The organism is Pseudomonas sp. Con_6, from assembly GCF_059379395.1.
In genome coordinates, this window is record NZ_CM182011.1 from 1,240,391 (window position 1) to 1,254,957 (window position 14,567).

12 protein-coding genes are annotated in these 14,567 nt (G+C 63.3%); 8 read left to right on the forward strand and 4 right to left on the reverse strand.

The window, feature by feature from the left end; genetic code table 11:
* Nucleotide 1: 1 nt before the first annotated feature.
* The 4 genes from AC5QPF_RS05700 to lpxC all read left to right on the forward strand — a co-directional run bounded on the left by AC5QPF_RS05700 (nt 2) and on the right by lpxC (nt 4,416).
* Nucleotides 2-871: a cell division protein FtsQ/DivIB gene (locus AC5QPF_RS05700; RefSeq protein WP_494962385.1), complete on the forward strand. Its 870-nt coding sequence runs from the start codon at nt 2-4 to the stop codon at nt 869-871.
* A gap of 15 nt (nt 872-886) precedes the next feature.
* A complete protein-coding gene (gene ftsA, locus AC5QPF_RS05705; RefSeq protein WP_494962386.1) occupies nt 887-2,140 on the forward strand; it encodes a cell division protein FtsA in 1,254 nt (417 codons plus the stop codon).
* Between the two features lie 55 nt (nt 2,141-2,195).
* Nucleotides 2,196-3,392 carry a cell division protein FtsZ gene (gene ftsZ / locus AC5QPF_RS05710; protein WP_042122979.1) on the forward strand — a complete coding sequence of 399 codons (1,197 nt, stop codon included), beginning with the start codon at nt 2,196-2,198 and terminating at the stop codon, nt 3,390-3,392.
* A gap of 112 nt (nt 3,393-3,504) precedes the next feature.
* Nucleotides 3,505-4,416: a UDP-3-O-acyl-N-acetylglucosamine deacetylase gene (gene lpxC / locus AC5QPF_RS05715; protein WP_042122980.1), complete on the forward strand. Its 912-nt coding sequence runs from the start codon at nt 3,505-3,507 to the stop codon at nt 4,414-4,416.
* A 48-nt stretch (nt 4,417-4,464) separates the two neighbouring features.
* On the opposite strand, the gene AC5QPF_RS05720 is transcribed toward lpxC, so the two are convergent.
* Nucleotides 4,465-4,932 carry a DciA family protein gene (locus tag AC5QPF_RS05720; protein WP_494962387.1) on the reverse strand — a complete coding sequence of 156 codons (468 nt, stop codon included), beginning with the start codon at nt 4,930-4,932 and terminating at the stop codon, nt 4,465-4,467.
* A 279-nt stretch (nt 4,933-5,211) separates the two neighbouring features.
* Between AC5QPF_RS05720 and secA the strand changes: the two genes are divergently transcribed.
* The 3 genes from secA (at nt 5,212) to AC5QPF_RS05735 (ending at nt 10,289) form a co-directional block, all read left to right on the forward strand.
* Nucleotides 5,212-7,944 carry a preprotein translocase subunit SecA gene (gene secA / locus AC5QPF_RS05725; protein WP_494962388.1) on the forward strand — a complete coding sequence of 911 codons (2,733 nt, stop codon included), beginning with the start codon at nt 5,212-5,214 and terminating at the stop codon, nt 7,942-7,944.
* Between the two features lie 121 nt (nt 7,945-8,065).
* Entirely contained in the window at nt 8,066-9,283 is a 1,218-nt protein-coding gene (gene argJ, locus AC5QPF_RS05730; protein ID WP_494962389.1) for a bifunctional glutamate N-acetyltransferase/amino-acid acetyltransferase ArgJ, read from the forward strand.
* Nucleotides 9,284-9,344: 61 nt separating this feature from the next.
* Nucleotides 9,345-10,289, forward strand: a complete 945-nt coding sequence (locus AC5QPF_RS05735; protein WP_494962390.1) for a Nudix family hydrolase — start codon at nt 9,345-9,347, stop codon at nt 10,287-10,289.
* A gap of 42 nt (nt 10,290-10,331) precedes the next feature.
* On the opposite strand, the gene AC5QPF_RS05740 is transcribed toward AC5QPF_RS05735, so the two are convergent.
* Genes AC5QPF_RS05740 through AC5QPF_RS05750 form a run of 3 tightly spaced genes read right to left on the reverse strand, consistent with a single transcriptional unit; the run spans nt 10,332 to nt 13,890 of the window.
* Nucleotides 10,332-10,892 (reverse strand): cob(I)yrinic acid a,c-diamide adenosyltransferase, encoded by a 561-nt coding sequence (locus AC5QPF_RS05740; RefSeq protein ID WP_494962391.1) that lies wholly within the window; start codon nt 10,890-10,892, stop codon nt 10,332-10,334.
* 3 nt (nt 10,893-10,895) lie between these two features.
* Nucleotides 10,896-12,926 carry an ATP-binding protein gene (locus tag AC5QPF_RS05745; protein WP_494962392.1) on the reverse strand — a complete coding sequence of 677 codons (2,031 nt, stop codon included), beginning with the start codon at nt 12,924-12,926 and terminating at the stop codon, nt 10,896-10,898.
* Between the two features lie 46 nt (nt 12,927-12,972).
* Complete coding sequence (locus AC5QPF_RS05750) at nt 12,973-13,890, reverse strand: putative 2-dehydropantoate 2-reductase (protein ID WP_494962393.1); 918 nt, start codon at nt 13,888-13,890, stop codon at nt 12,973-12,975.
* A gap of 116 nt (nt 13,891-14,006) precedes the next feature.
* Here AC5QPF_RS05750 and AC5QPF_RS05755 point away from each other — a divergent pair, with 116 nt between their 5' ends.
* Nucleotides 14,007-14,492 (forward strand): YajQ family cyclic di-GMP-binding protein, encoded by a 486-nt coding sequence (locus AC5QPF_RS05755; RefSeq protein WP_494962394.1) that lies wholly within the window; start codon nt 14,007-14,009, stop codon nt 14,490-14,492.
* Nucleotides 14,493-14,567 lie beyond the last annotated feature (75 nt).

Genomic DNA, 14,567 nt, shown 5'->3' on the forward strand with positions numbered 1-14,567 from the left:
CATGCAAGGCGCGATGTTACGTCATCAGCAACCCGCCACCGGCCGCAACAAGCCGGTGCCGCGTGGTGCCAGCCGTATGGTGGCCAAGGAGCCACTGGCGTCGCGCATGCCCAAGCCGAACTTCAGCATCTTCAAGCGACTGCTGTGGCCGGTGCTGCTGGTTGCCGCCGGATTTGGCGCCTACGAGGGCGCGCAGCGGCTGATGCCGTATGCCGACCGGCCGATCACCAAGATCGCCGTGCAGGGCGATCTCAGCTACATCAGCCAGCAGGCGGTGCAGCAGCGCATCGCACCCTATGTAGCGGCAAGCTTCTTCACCGTCGACCTGGCAAGTATGCGTACCGAGCTGGAGCAGATGCCCTGGATCGCCCATGCCGAAGTCCGTCGGGTATGGCCGGACGAGGTGGTGATCCGCCTGGAAGAGCAGTTGCCGGTGGCGCGCTGGGGCGAGGATGCCTTGCTCAACAACCAGGGCCAGGCCTTCACCCCGCGCGAGCTGGCCAACTACGAGCATCTGCCGCAGTTGTTCGGGCCGCAGCGGGCTCAGCAACAAGTGATGCAGCAATATCAGGTACTGAACCAGATGTTGCGCCCCTTGGGCTTCTCGATCGCCCGCCTGGAACTGCGTGAGCGTGGCAGCTGGTTCCTGACCACCGGTGCTGGCAGCGCCGGCCCCGGGATCGAACTGCTGCTGGGGCGCGACCACCTGGTGGAAAAAATGCGCCGCTTCATTGCCATCTACAACAAGACGCTCAAAGAACAGATCACGAACATCGCCCGCATCGATCTGCGTTACGCCAACGGTCTTGCCGTTGGCTGGCGGGAACCGATTGCACAGCCCGCGGCCCAACCCGCCGTGGCGAAGAATTAGAGAGAGGCAGGACCCATGGCAAATGCGCATAGCGGAAAAATGATCGTCGGGCTGGATATCGGCACGTCCAAGGTGGTGGCACTGGTCGGCGAAGTCGCCGCCGACGGCACCCTGGAAATCGTCGGTATCGGTACCCATCCATCGCGCGGGTTGAAGAAAGGCGTGGTGGTCAACATCGAGTCCACCGTGCAGTCGATCCAGCGCGCCGTCGAGGAAGCCCAACTGATGGCCGGCTGCCGGATCCACTCGGCGTTCGTCGGCGTGGCCGGCAATCACATCCGCAGCCTTAACTCCCACGGCATCGTCGCCATCCGCGACCGCGAAGTCAGCGCCGCCGACCTGGAGCGGGTGCTGGACGCCGCGCAGGCCGTGGCCATTCCGGCCGACCAGCGGGTGCTGCACACCCTGCCGCAGGACTACGTGATCGACAACCAGGAAGGTGTGCGCGAGCCCCTGGGCATGTCCGGCGTGCGTCTGGAGGCAAAGGTCCACGTGGTGACCTGCGCGGTCAACGCTGCACAGAACATCGAGAAGTGCGTGCGTCGCTGTGGCCTGGAAATCGACGACATCATCCTCGAGCAGCTGGCCTCGGCCTACTCGGTGCTGACCGATGACGAGAAAGAGCTGGGCGTGTGCCTGGTGGATATCGGCGGCGGTACCACCGACATCGCCATCTTCACCGAAGGCGCGATCCGCCACACCGCAGTAATCCCGATCGCCGGTGACCAGGTCACCAACGACATCGCCATGGCCCTGCGCACCCCGACCCAGTACGCCGAGGAAATCAAGATCCGCTACGCCTGCGCCCTGGCCAAGCTGGCTGGTGCCGGCGAGACCATCAAGGTGCCGAGTGTCGGCGACCGTCCACCGCGCGAGCTGTCGCGTCAGGCTCTGGCCGAAGTGGTCGAGCCGCGCTACGACGAGCTGTTCACCCTGATCCAGGCGGAGCTGCGTCGCAGCGGCTACGAGGACCTGGTGCCGGCCGGCATCGTCCTCACTGGCGGTACCTCGAAGATGGAAGGCGCGGTGGAACTGGCCGAGGAAATCTTCCACATGCCGGTACGCCTCGGCGTACCGCATAGCGTGCGCGGCCTGAGCGACGTGGTGCGCAACCCGATTTATTCCACTGGCGTGGGCCTGCTGACCTACGGCCTGCAGAAGCAGTCCGACGGCGTGCCCGTGCCAGGTATTCGAAACGACAGCTATGGCGATGAACCAAAGGCTCCTGTGCTTGAGCGTTTCAAGCGTTGGGTCCAGGGCAACTTTTAAGTTTCAAAGCAGTAGTGGTAGGCGCAAAAACTAGAGAAATGAAAGGAGAGGGAAAATGTTCGAGCTCGTAGACAACGTCCCGCAAAGTCCGGTCATCAAGGTGATCGGCGTCGGTGGCGGCGGTGGCAACGCCGTCAACCACATGGTCAAGAGCAGCATTGAAGGCGTCGAGTTCATCTGCGCCAACACCGATGCTCAGGCCCTGAAAAACATCGGTGCGCGCACCATCCTGCAACTGGGTACCGGCGTGACCAAGGGTCTGGGCGCGGGCGCCAATCCGGAAATCGGCCGCCAGGCCGCGCTGGAAGACCGCGAGCGTATCGCCGAGGTGCTGCAGGGCACCAACATGGTCTTCATCACCACCGGCATGGGTGGTGGTACCGGTACCGGTGCCGCGCCGATCATCGCCGAAGTGGCCAAGGAACTGGGCATCCTCACCGTTGCGGTGGTGACCCGTCCGTTCCCGTTCGAAGGCCGCAAGCGCATGCAGATCGCCGACGAAGGCATCCGCGCGCTGGCTGACAGCGTCGACTCGCTGATCACCATCCCGAACGAGAAGCTGCTGACCATCCTGGGCAAGGACGCGAGCCTGCTGTCGGCCTTCGCCAAGGCGGACGACGTGCTGGCCGGTGCCGTTCGCGGTATCTCCGACATCATCAAGCGTCCGGGCATGATCAACGTCGACTTTGCCGACGTGCGCACCGTGATGAGCGAGATGGGCATGGCGATGATGGGCACTGGCTGCGCCAGCGGTCCGAACCGTGCGCGTGAAGCCACCGAGGCGGCGATCCGCAACCCGCTGCTCGAAGACGTCAACCTGCAGGGCGCCCGCGGCATCCTGGTCAACATCACCGCAGGTCCCGACCTGTCGCTGGGTGAATACTCCGACGTGGGTAGCATCATCGAGGCGTTCGCTTCCGACCACGCGATGGTCAAGGTCGGTACCGTGATCGATCCCGACATGCGCGACGAGCTGCACGTCACCGTGGTCGCCACCGGCCTGGGTGCCAAGATCGAGAAACCGGTCAAGGTCATCGACAACACCCTGCAGGCTGCGGCCGCGCAAGTGTCGACCCCGGCTCCGGCGCCTGTGCGCAACGAGCAACCGGCCGTCAACTACCGCGATCTGGAGCGTCCGACCGTGATGCGCAACCAGACCCACGCCGGTGCGGCAGCGGCTGCCAAGCTCAACCCTCAGGACGATCTGGATTACCTGGACATCCCGGCTTTCCTGCGTCGTCAGGCCGATTGATGGAATTTATCAGGGGTATTAGGGTGATTGGTGTTCAGCAAAGGCGGGGTCTGTTATCATCCCCAGCCTTTGTTGATACCAGTTCGCAATCTGTGCTGAAGCGGCCAATGCCATGATTAAACAACGCACCCTGAAAAATATCATCCGTGCCACAGGTGTCGGCCTGCACTCCGGGGAAAAGGTTTACCTGACCCTGAAACCCGCGCCTGTGGATACCGGCATCGTATTTTGCCGAGCCGACCTCGACCCCGTGGTGCATATTCCTGCCCGTGCGGAAAACGTCGGCGAGACCACCATGTCGACCACGCTGGTCAACGGCGATACCAAGGTAGACACGGTAGAGCACCTGCTCTCGGCCATGGCTGGCCTGGGCATCGATAACGCCTACGTCGAGCTCTCCGCCTCCGAAGTGCCGATCATGGACGGTAGCGCGGGCCCCTTCGTATTCCTGATTCAATCCGCCGGCCTGGAAGAACAGGACGCGCCGAAGAAATTCATCCGCATCCTGCGTGAAGTGACAGTGGAAGACGGCGACAAGCGCGCCACTTTCCTGCCGTTCGACGGGTTCAAGGTGAGTTTCGAGATCGATTTCGACCACCCGGTGTTCCGCAACCGGACCCAAAGCGCCAGCGTCGACTTTTCCAGCACCTCGTTCGTGAAGGAAGTCAGCCGCGCCCGCACCTTCGGGTTCATGAGCGACATCGAGTACCTGCGCAAGCACAACCTCGCCCTCGGCGGCAGCGTGGAAAACGCTATCGTGGTGGACAAGGACGGTGTACTGAACGAAGACGGTCTTCGCTATGAAGACGAGTTCGTCAAGCACAAGATCCTCGACGCCATCGGTGACCTCTACCTGCTGGGCAACAGCCTGATCGGCGAATTCCGTGGCTTCAAGTCGGGTCACGCGCTGAACAACCAGCTGCTGCGCAAGCTGATCGAGGAGAAGGACGCCTGGGAAGTGGTGACCTTCGAAGATGCGAGCACTGCACCGATCTCCTATATGCGTCCGGTTGCCGCTGTATAAGCTCGAATCCTCTCTCTAGTTTGAAAGGCCACCCTCGGGTGGCCTTTTTTATTGTGGTTTTTCCTTGTTGCTCTTGCGGTGGCTTGCCAGTCGCTCAAGGGCCGCGCGCAGGTTCGGATCACTGATCCCTTCCGCAGTTGCCTGGATGTTCTCCGCCGACTTGTCGGAAATATCGATCACATGGCTTGGCCCGCGCACCGTCGTGGCCACTGGCTGCACCTTGAACAGGATCCGGCTCAGGTTCACGAACGCATCCAACTGCTGTAACTGTCGCTGCAGCCGCTTCTGCTGGTAACGCAGCCGCGTTGCCCAATGCCCATCGGTGACGATCAGCAGCAACGTGCCCTCGCGCCACGACGCCACATGGCAATGCTCCCGTGCAGCCGGCTGCAACTGGCTTTCCACCAGACGCTGCAATTGCGCCAGGCGCTGTGCCTGGTTGAACAGTGCCTTCAGCGGACGGGCTTCGCGCAGCAGCGTACCGGGCGCGCGAGCGGGTGAGGGGCGATAGGCCATGGTGATACCTGGAAAGACGATCCCGGCATCTTACCAGATCGCCCGCGAAGGGCTGGAGAGCCGCTATCCATGTGAATCTTGATCCACGCGGGTTGAAGTTGACGAAAAAGCCCTTATTGTAAAAAAGCCCCGTCACAGCGCTGTGCCAGCATCGTGGAACTCCGCCACTTTCCTCACCATCGTTTCCGGGTAGAATGCTCGTTCGCATGCGGCCATAAGGGCTGCACGGGCGACTCACGGGGCCGCCCTCCATCCCTACGTGTGGAAGATCCTGCCGATATGTTTGCGCCTTTGTTAAAGAAACTCTTTGGAAGCAAGAACGAGCGTGAAGTCAAACGCATGCTCAAGACGGTCCAGATCGTCAACGGCTTCGAAGAGCAGATGGTGGCCCTCTCCGACGAACAACTGCGCGGCAAGACCGCCGAGTTCAAAGAGCGGCTGGCCAAAGGCGAGACCCTCGACCAGCTCCTGCCCGAAGCCTTCGCCGTCGCGCGCGAAGCCGGCAAGCGCATCATGGGCATGCGCCACTTCGACGTACAGCTGATCGGTGGCATGACCTTGCACGAAGGCATGATCGCGGAGATGCGTACCGGTGAGGGCAAGACCCTGGTGGCGACCCTCGGCGTCTACCTCAACGCACTGTCCGGCAAGGGCGTGCACGTGGTCACGGTCAACGACTACCTGGCCCGCCGCGACGCTAACTGGATGCGTCCGCTGTATGAATTCCTCGGCCTGACCGTCGGCGTCGTCACGCCGTTCCAGCCGCCTGAAGAGAAGCGCGCCGCCTACGCCGCCGACATCACCTACGGCACCAACAACGAATTCGGCTTCGACTACCTGCGCGACAACATGGCGTTCAGCATGGACGAGAAATTCCAGCGCGAGCTGAATTTCGCCGTGATCGACGAAGTCGACTCCATCCTGATCGACGAAGCCCGTACCCCGCTGATCATTTCCGGCCAGGCCGAAGACAGCTCCAAGCTGTACATCGAGGTCAACAAGCTGATCCCGCGCCTGACCCAGCACATCGAGGAAGTGGAAGGCGAGGTCACCCAGGAAGGCCACTTCAAGATCGACGAGAAGAGCCGCCAGGTCGAGCTCAACGAAGCCGGTCACCAGTTCATCGAGGAGATGCTCACCCAGGTCGGTTTGCTGGCTGAGGGCGAGAGCCTCTACTCCGCGCACAACCTGGGCCTGCTGACCCACGTCTATGCCGGCCTGCGCGCACACAAGCTGTTCCACCGCAACGTCGAGTACATCGTCCAGGACGGTCAGATTCTCCTGATTGACGAGCACACTGGCCGCACCATGCCGGGTCGTCGTCTCTCCGAGGGCCTGCACCAGGCCATCGAGGCCAAGGAAAACCTGAACATCCAGGCCGAAAGCCAGACCCTGGCCTCCACCACTTTCCAGAACTACTTCCGCCTCTACACCAAGCTGTCCGGCATGACCGGTACCGCCGACACCGAAGCGTTCGAGTTCGCCCAGATCTACAACCTCAACGTGATGGTCATCCCGCCGAACAAGCCGTTGGCGCGCAAAGACTTCAACGACCTGGTGTACCTGACCGCCGACGAGAAATACGCCGCGATCATCGCCGACATCAAGGAAAGCATGACGCAGGGCCGTCCGGTCCTGGTCGGTACGGCGACCATCGAAACCTCCGAGCACATGTCCAACCTGCTCAAGAAGGAAGGTATCGATCACAAGGTCCTCAACGCCAAGTACCACGAGAAGGAAGCCGAGATCATCGCCCAGGCCGGTCGTCCTGGTGCGCTGACCATCGCCACCAACATGGCCGGTCGCGGTACCGACATCCTGCTGGGCGGCAACTGGGAGGTCGAAGTGGCCTCCATGGATAACCCGACCCCTGAGCAGATCGCCCAGATCAAGACCGACTGGCAGAAGCGTCACCAGCAAGTGATCGAGTCCGGTGGCCTGCACGTGATCGCCTCCGAGCGCCATGAGTCCCGCCGTATCGACAACCAGTTGCGTGGTCGCTCCGGTCGTCAGGGCGACCCGGGTTCCAGCCGTTTCTACCTGTCGCTGGAAGACAGCCTGATGCGCATCTTCGCCTCCGACCGGGTGAAGAACTTCATGAAGGCCCTGGGCATGCAGTCCGGCGAGGCCATCGAGCACCGTATGGTGACCAACGCCATCGAGAAGGCGCAGCGCAAGGTCGAGGGTCGCAACTTCGACATCCGCAAACAGCTCCTCGAATTCGACGACGTGGCCAACGAGCAGCGCAAGGTGATCTACCACATGCGCAACAGCCTGCTGGCTGCGGAAAACATTGGCGACACCATCGCCGAGTTCCGCCAGGAAACCCTCGAAGCGACCTTCAGCCAGCACATTCCGCCGCAATCCCTGCCTGAGCAGTGGGACGTGGCCGGCCTGGAAGCCTCGCTGGCCAGCGATTTCGGCGTGAAGCTGCCGATCCAGCAATGGCTCGATGACGACGAGAAACTCTACGAGGAGCCGCTGCGCGAGCGCGTCCTGCAGGAACTGGTGGCTGCCTACAACGAGAAGGAAGACAGCGCCGGCGCCGAAGCCCTGCGTACCTTCGAGAAGCAGATCCTGCTGCGTGTCCTTGACGACCTGTGGAAAGACCATCTGTCGACCATGGATCACCTGCGCCACGGTATCCACCTGCGCGGTTATGCGCAGAAGAACCCGAAACAGGAGTACAAGCGCGAGTCGTTCACCCTGTTCCAGGAACTGCTGGATTCGATCAAGCGCGACACCATCCGCGTGCTGTCCCATGTCCAGGTCCGCCGCGAGGATCCGGTCGAGGAAGAAGCCCGTCTGCGTCGTGAAGCCGAGGAACTGGCCCAGCGCATGCAGTTCCAGCATGCCGCCGCGCCGGGTCTGGAAGCCGGCGAGCAGCAGGAGGAGGGTGCTGAAGTGGCCGTCGCCACGCCAGCCCGCAACGACATGAAACTGGGCCGCAACGAGCTGTGCTGGTGCGGTTCGGGCAAGAAGTTCAAGCACTGCCACGGACAGATCAACTGATCCAGCCGTGTCACGCTGAAACCTGAACACCGCGCCGCGACCGGGTCATCCCGTCGCGGCGTTGTTCCATTCCAAGCGCCGTTGACGAGAAAACGGCGTATTTTTTTCTAGGAGCGCTTTCATGGCTGTTGGTCTTGGTCCTTTGCCAACGTTGCACCCGGTTCCCGGTTTCGAACTCGGTATCGCCTCTGCGGGTATCAAGCGCCCGGGGCGCAAGGATGTGGTGGTGATGCGCTGCGCCGAAGGCTCCAGCGTCGCTGGCGTGTTCACCCTGAACGCGTTCTGCGCCGCCCCGGTGATCCTCGCCAAGCAGCGCGTGCAGGGCACTGTGCGTTACCTGCTGACCAACACCGGCAATGCCAACGCCGGTACCGGCGCCCCGGGCCTGGCTGCTGCCGAGCGCACCTGCGCCAAGCTGGCCGAGCTGACTGGCGTCGACGCCGGCGCCGTGCTGCCTTTCTCCACCGGTGTGATCGGCGAGCCGCTGCCGGTCGAGAAGATCGAAGGCGCGCTGCAGGCCGCTCTCGACAACCTGTCCGAGAACCACTGGGCCGAAGCCGCCACCGGCATCATGACCACCGACACCCTGCCCAAGGGCGCCAGCCGTCAGTTCCAGCATGATGGCGTGACTGTCACCGTTACCGGCATCAGCAAGGGCGCGGGCATGATTCGTCCGAACATGGCCACCATGCTCGGCTACATCGCCACTGACGCCAAGGTTGCCCCGGCGGTGCTCAAGGACCTGATCCTGGACGGTGCCAACAAGTCGTTCAACCGCATCACTATCGATGGCGACACCTCGACCAACGACTGCTGCATGCTGATCGCCACCGGCAAGGCCGATGTCGCCGAGATCACCGAGGCCAGCGGCCCGTTGTTCGAGGCGCTGAAGAAGGCAGTGTTCGAGGTGTGCATGGAGGTGGCCCAGGCCATCGTCCGTGACGGCGAAGGCGCCACCAAGTTCGTCACCGTGCAGGTCAACGGCGGCGGCAACCACCAGGAATGCCTGGACGTCGGCTACGCTGTGGCCCACTCGCCGCTGATCAAGACCGCGCTGTTCGCCTCCGACCCGAACTGGGGCCGCATCCTCGCCGCCGTCGGTCGCGCCGGTGTGCCGGAGCTCGACGTCAGCCTGATCGACGTGTTCCTCGGCGACGTCTGCATCGCCAGCAAGGGCGGCCGCAGCGCCACCTACACTGAAGATCAGGGCGCGGCCGTCATGGCCCAGGAAGAGATCACCATCCGTATCGAGCTGGGCCGTGGCCAGTGCAGCGAAACCATCTGGACCACCGACCTGTCCCACGAGTACGTGAAGATCAACGCGGAATACCGCACCTGATCGAACGCCGCCGTCCGGCCTGGCTGGACGGCGGCATCCTTCTTATCAGCGGAGTTCAAAGTTGAAACGGATTCATGTTGCCGCCGCCGTCATTCGTGGCGCGGATGGCCGGATTCTCATCGCCCGGCGTGGCGAGAGCCAGCATCAAGGCGGTCTCTGGGAGTTTCCCGGAGGCAAGGTCGAGGACGGTGAAGCCGTCGAAGTCGCCTTGGCGCGCGAGTTGCGCGAAGAGCTGGGCATCGAGGTGACCGCAGCGCGGCCACTGATCAAGATCACCCATGATTACCCGGACAAGCAGATCCTGCTGGATGTCTGGGACGTCAGCGGTTTCACCGGCGAGCCCCACGGTGCCGAAGGCCAGCCATTGGCCTGGGTGCTGCCCAGGGAGCTGCCGCAGTACGAATTCCCCGAGGCCAACCGGCCGATCGTCGCGGCGGCGCGCCTGCCGGGCGAATACCTGATCACCCCGGATGGCCTGGAAACCCCGCAACTGTTGCGCGGCATCCAGAAGGCCATTGCCAGCGGGATCAAGCTGGTGCAACTGCGTGCGCCGAACATGTACGACCCCAAGTACCGCGATGTCGCGGTGGACGCGGTCGGGCTGTGCGCGGGCAAGGCGCAACTGATGCTCAAGGGCCCACTGGAGTGGCTGGGAGACTTCCCGTCCGCCGGCTGGCACCTGACCTCGGAGCAACTGCGCAAGTACGCCGCCAATGGCCGGCCGTTCCCGAAGGATCGCTGGTTGGCGGCGTCCTGTCACAGCGTTGAAGAGCTGGCCCTGGCCGAGCAGATGGGGGTGGATTTCGTCACCCTGTCGCCGGTGCAGGCCACCCAGACCCACCCGGAGGCGCAGCCGCTGGGTTGGGAGGCTGCGCAGCAGATGATCGACGGCTTCAACAAGCCTGTGTTCCTGCTGGGGGGCGTGGGCCGGAACGAGCGCGAGCGTGCCTGGCAGGTTGGTGCACAAGGCGTGGCGGGCATCCGGGCGTTCTGGCCGGAGGCCTGAAAGTAAAACGCGGATCCTGTGGGAGTGGGTCCGCGTTGTGTCTCAGGGTTTTGCGGCAGCCTGCCAGAGGATTTCGTCGATTCCCTCGCGCCGCGCGATCAGCCGCGCCGCCACGAACAACAGATCCGACAATCGGTTGATATACGCCAACCCAACCCCCGCCAACGGCTCCAGCGCATTCAACTGCTGACACCGCCGCTCCGCACTGCGCGCAAGGCTCCGACACACATGTGCCTGCGCCACCAGCATCGAGCCCCCCGGCAGGATGAAGTTCTCCAGCGGTCCGAGTTCTTCGTTCCAGCGGTCGATGGTCGCTTCCAGCCGCTCTATCTCCGCTGAATTCAGCGCCTGGTAACTGGGCATCGCCAGCTCCCCGCCCAGATCGAAGAGACGATGCTGACAGGGTGCCAGCACCTCGATCACTTCTTCCAGCCCTTGCCCGGCCAACCCGGCCAGCAACACCCCCAACTGACTGTTCAGCGTATCCACCTCACCGATGGCCTCGATGCGCGGGTGATCCTTGGGCACCCGGCGGCCGTCGCCGAGGCCGGTCTCGCCCTTGTCGCCGGTGCGGGTGTAGATCTTTGACAGGCGAAAGCCCATGGTTCAAGACTCCAGTTTGCTCGGGCCCGGCAGCGGTGCGGCGACCAGCGGCAGGCGCAGGGTGAAGCAGGTGCCCTGGCCGGGTGTCGACTGCACTTCCATCTGGCCCTTGTGGTTGTTGGTGATGATGAAGTACGAGACGGACAGGCCAAGGCCGGTGCCCTGGCCGATCTCCTTGGTGGTGAAGAACGGCTCGAAGGTGCGCTTGCGCACCGCCTCGGGCATGCCAACACCATTGTCTTCCACCTGGATCTCCGCCCAGGGCGGGTTCAGCCGGGTACGCAGGGTAATGCGCCCAGGCTCGCGGTCATCCTCGCGCAGGTGAATGGCCTGAGCGGCGTTCTTCAGCAGGTTGAGCAGCACCTGCTCCAGCTCGTTGGCCGTGCCCGGCACCGGGCCCAGTTCAGGATCGAACTGGCGGACAATGGCCTGGCCCTTGAAGTCGAAACCGATGGCCAGATCGAAATCGTTGCCGGCGATCTCCACCGCCTGGTCGATCAGTGCCGGCAGGTCGCACGGCGCCATCTGCCGGTTGCTGCGCCGACTGAAGCTGAGCATGTGGGTGACGATCTTCGCTGCCCGGGCCCCGGCCTGCTGGATACCGTCGAGCAACTGCGGGACCTGTCGGGTCTCCAGGTACTGGTTGACCGTGGCCAGGTCGATACCGGTCTCGTTGGCGCTTTCCAGGTTTTTCGGCAGGTCCGGCGACAGGCGCCGGCGGATGTTCTGCACGTTGTGCAGGATCGCCCCCAGCGGGTTGTTGATCTCGTGGGCCATGCCCGCGGCAAGGCCGCCGACGGAGAGCATCTTTTCCGACTGCACCATCATTTCCTCCATCGACAGGCGCTGGGTGATGTCGTCGATGCGGATCACTACGCCGCGGCCGCCGCCGCCCATCAGCGGGTAAAAGGTCAGGGCATAGTGGCGGGTGTCGTCGCCGCGGGTCCAGGTTACCCGCTCGATCTTCGCCACGCGGTGCTTCTCCACGCTTTCCTTGAGCTGAGGCAGGAACGGCTTGAGCGGTTCGAAGGCGAGGAAGATCGGTTGGTTCAGTGCTTCGTCCAGCGGCGTGCCGGAGAGCGCGCTGGCTTCCTGGTTCCACTGGGTGACGTAGAGCTGTTCGTCGAGGGCGATGAGCGCCGAGGGCATGGAGTCGATGATGCTGTTCAGGTAGTTCTGGAAGCCAGTGAGTTTGCGCTCGATCTTGCTCCGTACCTGCACTTCCAGCTCCAGCTTGCGGTTGGTGTGGCGGGTTTCCTCGGCCAGGCCCTGGGCCTGGTCAAAGGCGCGCTGGAATTCGTCGCGGGCACGCTTGAGCTGCTGCTCTCGGGCCTCGATGCGCGACAGCATGGTGTTGAAGGCTTCGGCCAGGTTACCGATTTCGTCGTGGTTGCCGGGGCCGGCGCGCAGGGCGTAGTTCTCTTCTCGGGTGACCTGGCGTGTCAGTTGTTCCAACTGGTAGATCGGCTGGGTGATCAGGCGCTTGATCTGTCGGGCAATGATCATCCACAACAGCACGCTGAACACCAGGATGCCGAGGCTGGCGGTGAGGGTGCCGGTATAGAAGGCGGTGGGCAGCTCGCTGCTGGCCACCAGCAGCAGATGTCCGGGTGGGCTGCCTGCGCGTGGCAGGCGCACTAGTTGGGTGCTGCGGAACTCGGTGAGGCGCCAGCCTTCGATATTGCGGAAATGCTTGGGCAGAGCGATTGGCTCGCCATGCTGCAGTTGTGCCATCAGCTTGCCGTCGGTGCCATACAGCGCGGCAGCCCGTAGCGGAGAGTAGGTATCCAGCTCATCCAGCAGGCGGTTCGCCGCTTCCGGCGAGTCGGTGGCCTCTTGTGCCATCTGCGGGTTGGACACCAGCCGGCCGATGGTCTGCAAGGCTTGCGGGGCCATGGCTTCCTGGGAAATCCAGTAGGCGGCGCTGATGAAGGTGAGGTTGGCCACCAGCAGGATGGTGATCAGCAGTACCAGCAGGGCGGCCAGCAGTTTCTGGCCGACCGGCAGGTTTTCCAGGCGTTCGCGCAAGGGCATGGTGAAGGCGTGGTCCTGTGGGTAAGGGGGCAGGGTAACGCTGCCCTCAGTCGCTGGGCAAACCTTGGCCGTCGAGGTGTTCGACCAGGCGGCGATAGAGCCGTTCCAGGTGCGGCAGCGGATGACCGTGGCGGGTTGCGCTGCGGCAGGCATGACCGAGCAGGTAGTGGATCTCGGTGCGGCGGCCGTTGCGTACGTCCTGGTACATCGAAGAGTAGTTGGCCGCGGTGGCCTGGATAACCCGATGCACTTCGCTTTCCAGGTCTTCGGCGGCTTGCGGCTGGCCGCAGGTCTGGAGCAGTTCGGCGAGTTCGGCGCACAGCGTGGCGACTTCGCAGTGATGCTCGGCGAGGCCGCCGTTGCGGCAGTCGTAGAGCACGGTCAGCGGGTTGATCGCGCAGTTCAGGGCCAGCTTGCGCCACAGGCGGGTGAGGATGTCCGGGGTCCATTCGTGGGGAATGCCGGCGTCGGCAAGGTCGTCGAGCCAGGAGGGTGCCAGTGGATTGGCCGGATCGCCCAGCCAGTTGAAGCCGTGGCCGGCGAAATTCACCTGCCAGTCCCGTTCGCGGAACGCGCCTTCGGTGCTGGAGGCGAACACGCAGCGGGCCAGCGGTACGCGGGCGGCGACGTCATCCTGGCTGCCGAGGCCGTTCTGCAGCAGGATCAGCTCGGCGTCCGCGCTCAAGCGGCGGGCGATGCTGGCCACCGCCTTTTCCGCGTCGTAGGCCTTGCAGGCCAGCAACAGGCGCTTGATCGGCGCCGGGTCGGCGACGGTCTGCGCCTCGATGGCGAAGGTCTGCGCGTGGCCCTGTTCGACCAGGGTCAGGCCACCGGCGGTCCGGTAATCGTGCAGGCGCTGTTCGTCGCGCAGGATCAGGCGGACCGTCTTGCCCGCGCGCGCCAGGCGGCAGGCCCACAGGCTGCCGAGGCTTCCGGCGCCGAGAATATGCCAGGTGCTGCTCATCAGCGTTTCGCAACCGTTTATAATGAGCCCGCATTTTAACCGTCAAACCCCGGTGCGCTCCATCGCGCTTCCTTGCACAGAAGCGCCAGCGCGCCTTTTATTTTTTGGAGAAGGGTATGCCGTCGTTCGACGTGGTATCGGAACTGGACAAGCACGAAGTCAAGAACGCGGTGGACAACGCCGTCAAGGAGCTCGATCGCCGCTACGATCTGAAGGGCAAGGGCACTTTCGAGTTCAAGGAAAAGGAACAGACCGTACTGATGACCGCCGAGGCGGAGTTCCAGCTCGAAGCGATGCTGGACATCCTGCGGTTGGCCCTGGTCAAGCGCAAGATCGACGCGAAGAGCCTGGAGGTCAAGGATGCCTATGCTTCCGGCAAGGAAATGAAGCAGGAAGCCGTGTTCAAGGAAGGTATCGATAAAGAATTGGCGAAGAAGATCGTCGCCCATATCAAGGACGCCAAGCTCAAGGTCCAGGCCGCCATCCAGGGCGAGCAGATTCGTGTCACCGGCAAGAAGCGCGACGACCTGCAGGAATGCATTGCCGCCCTGCGCGCCAAGGAATTCGACCTGCCGCTGCAGTTCAACAATTTCCGCGACTGACGGCCTTGCTTCGGGAACCTTGGCGTTTTGATGGCGTCCGAGGTTCCCGGAGTCGCTGAATCGTTTGCGGCCCCA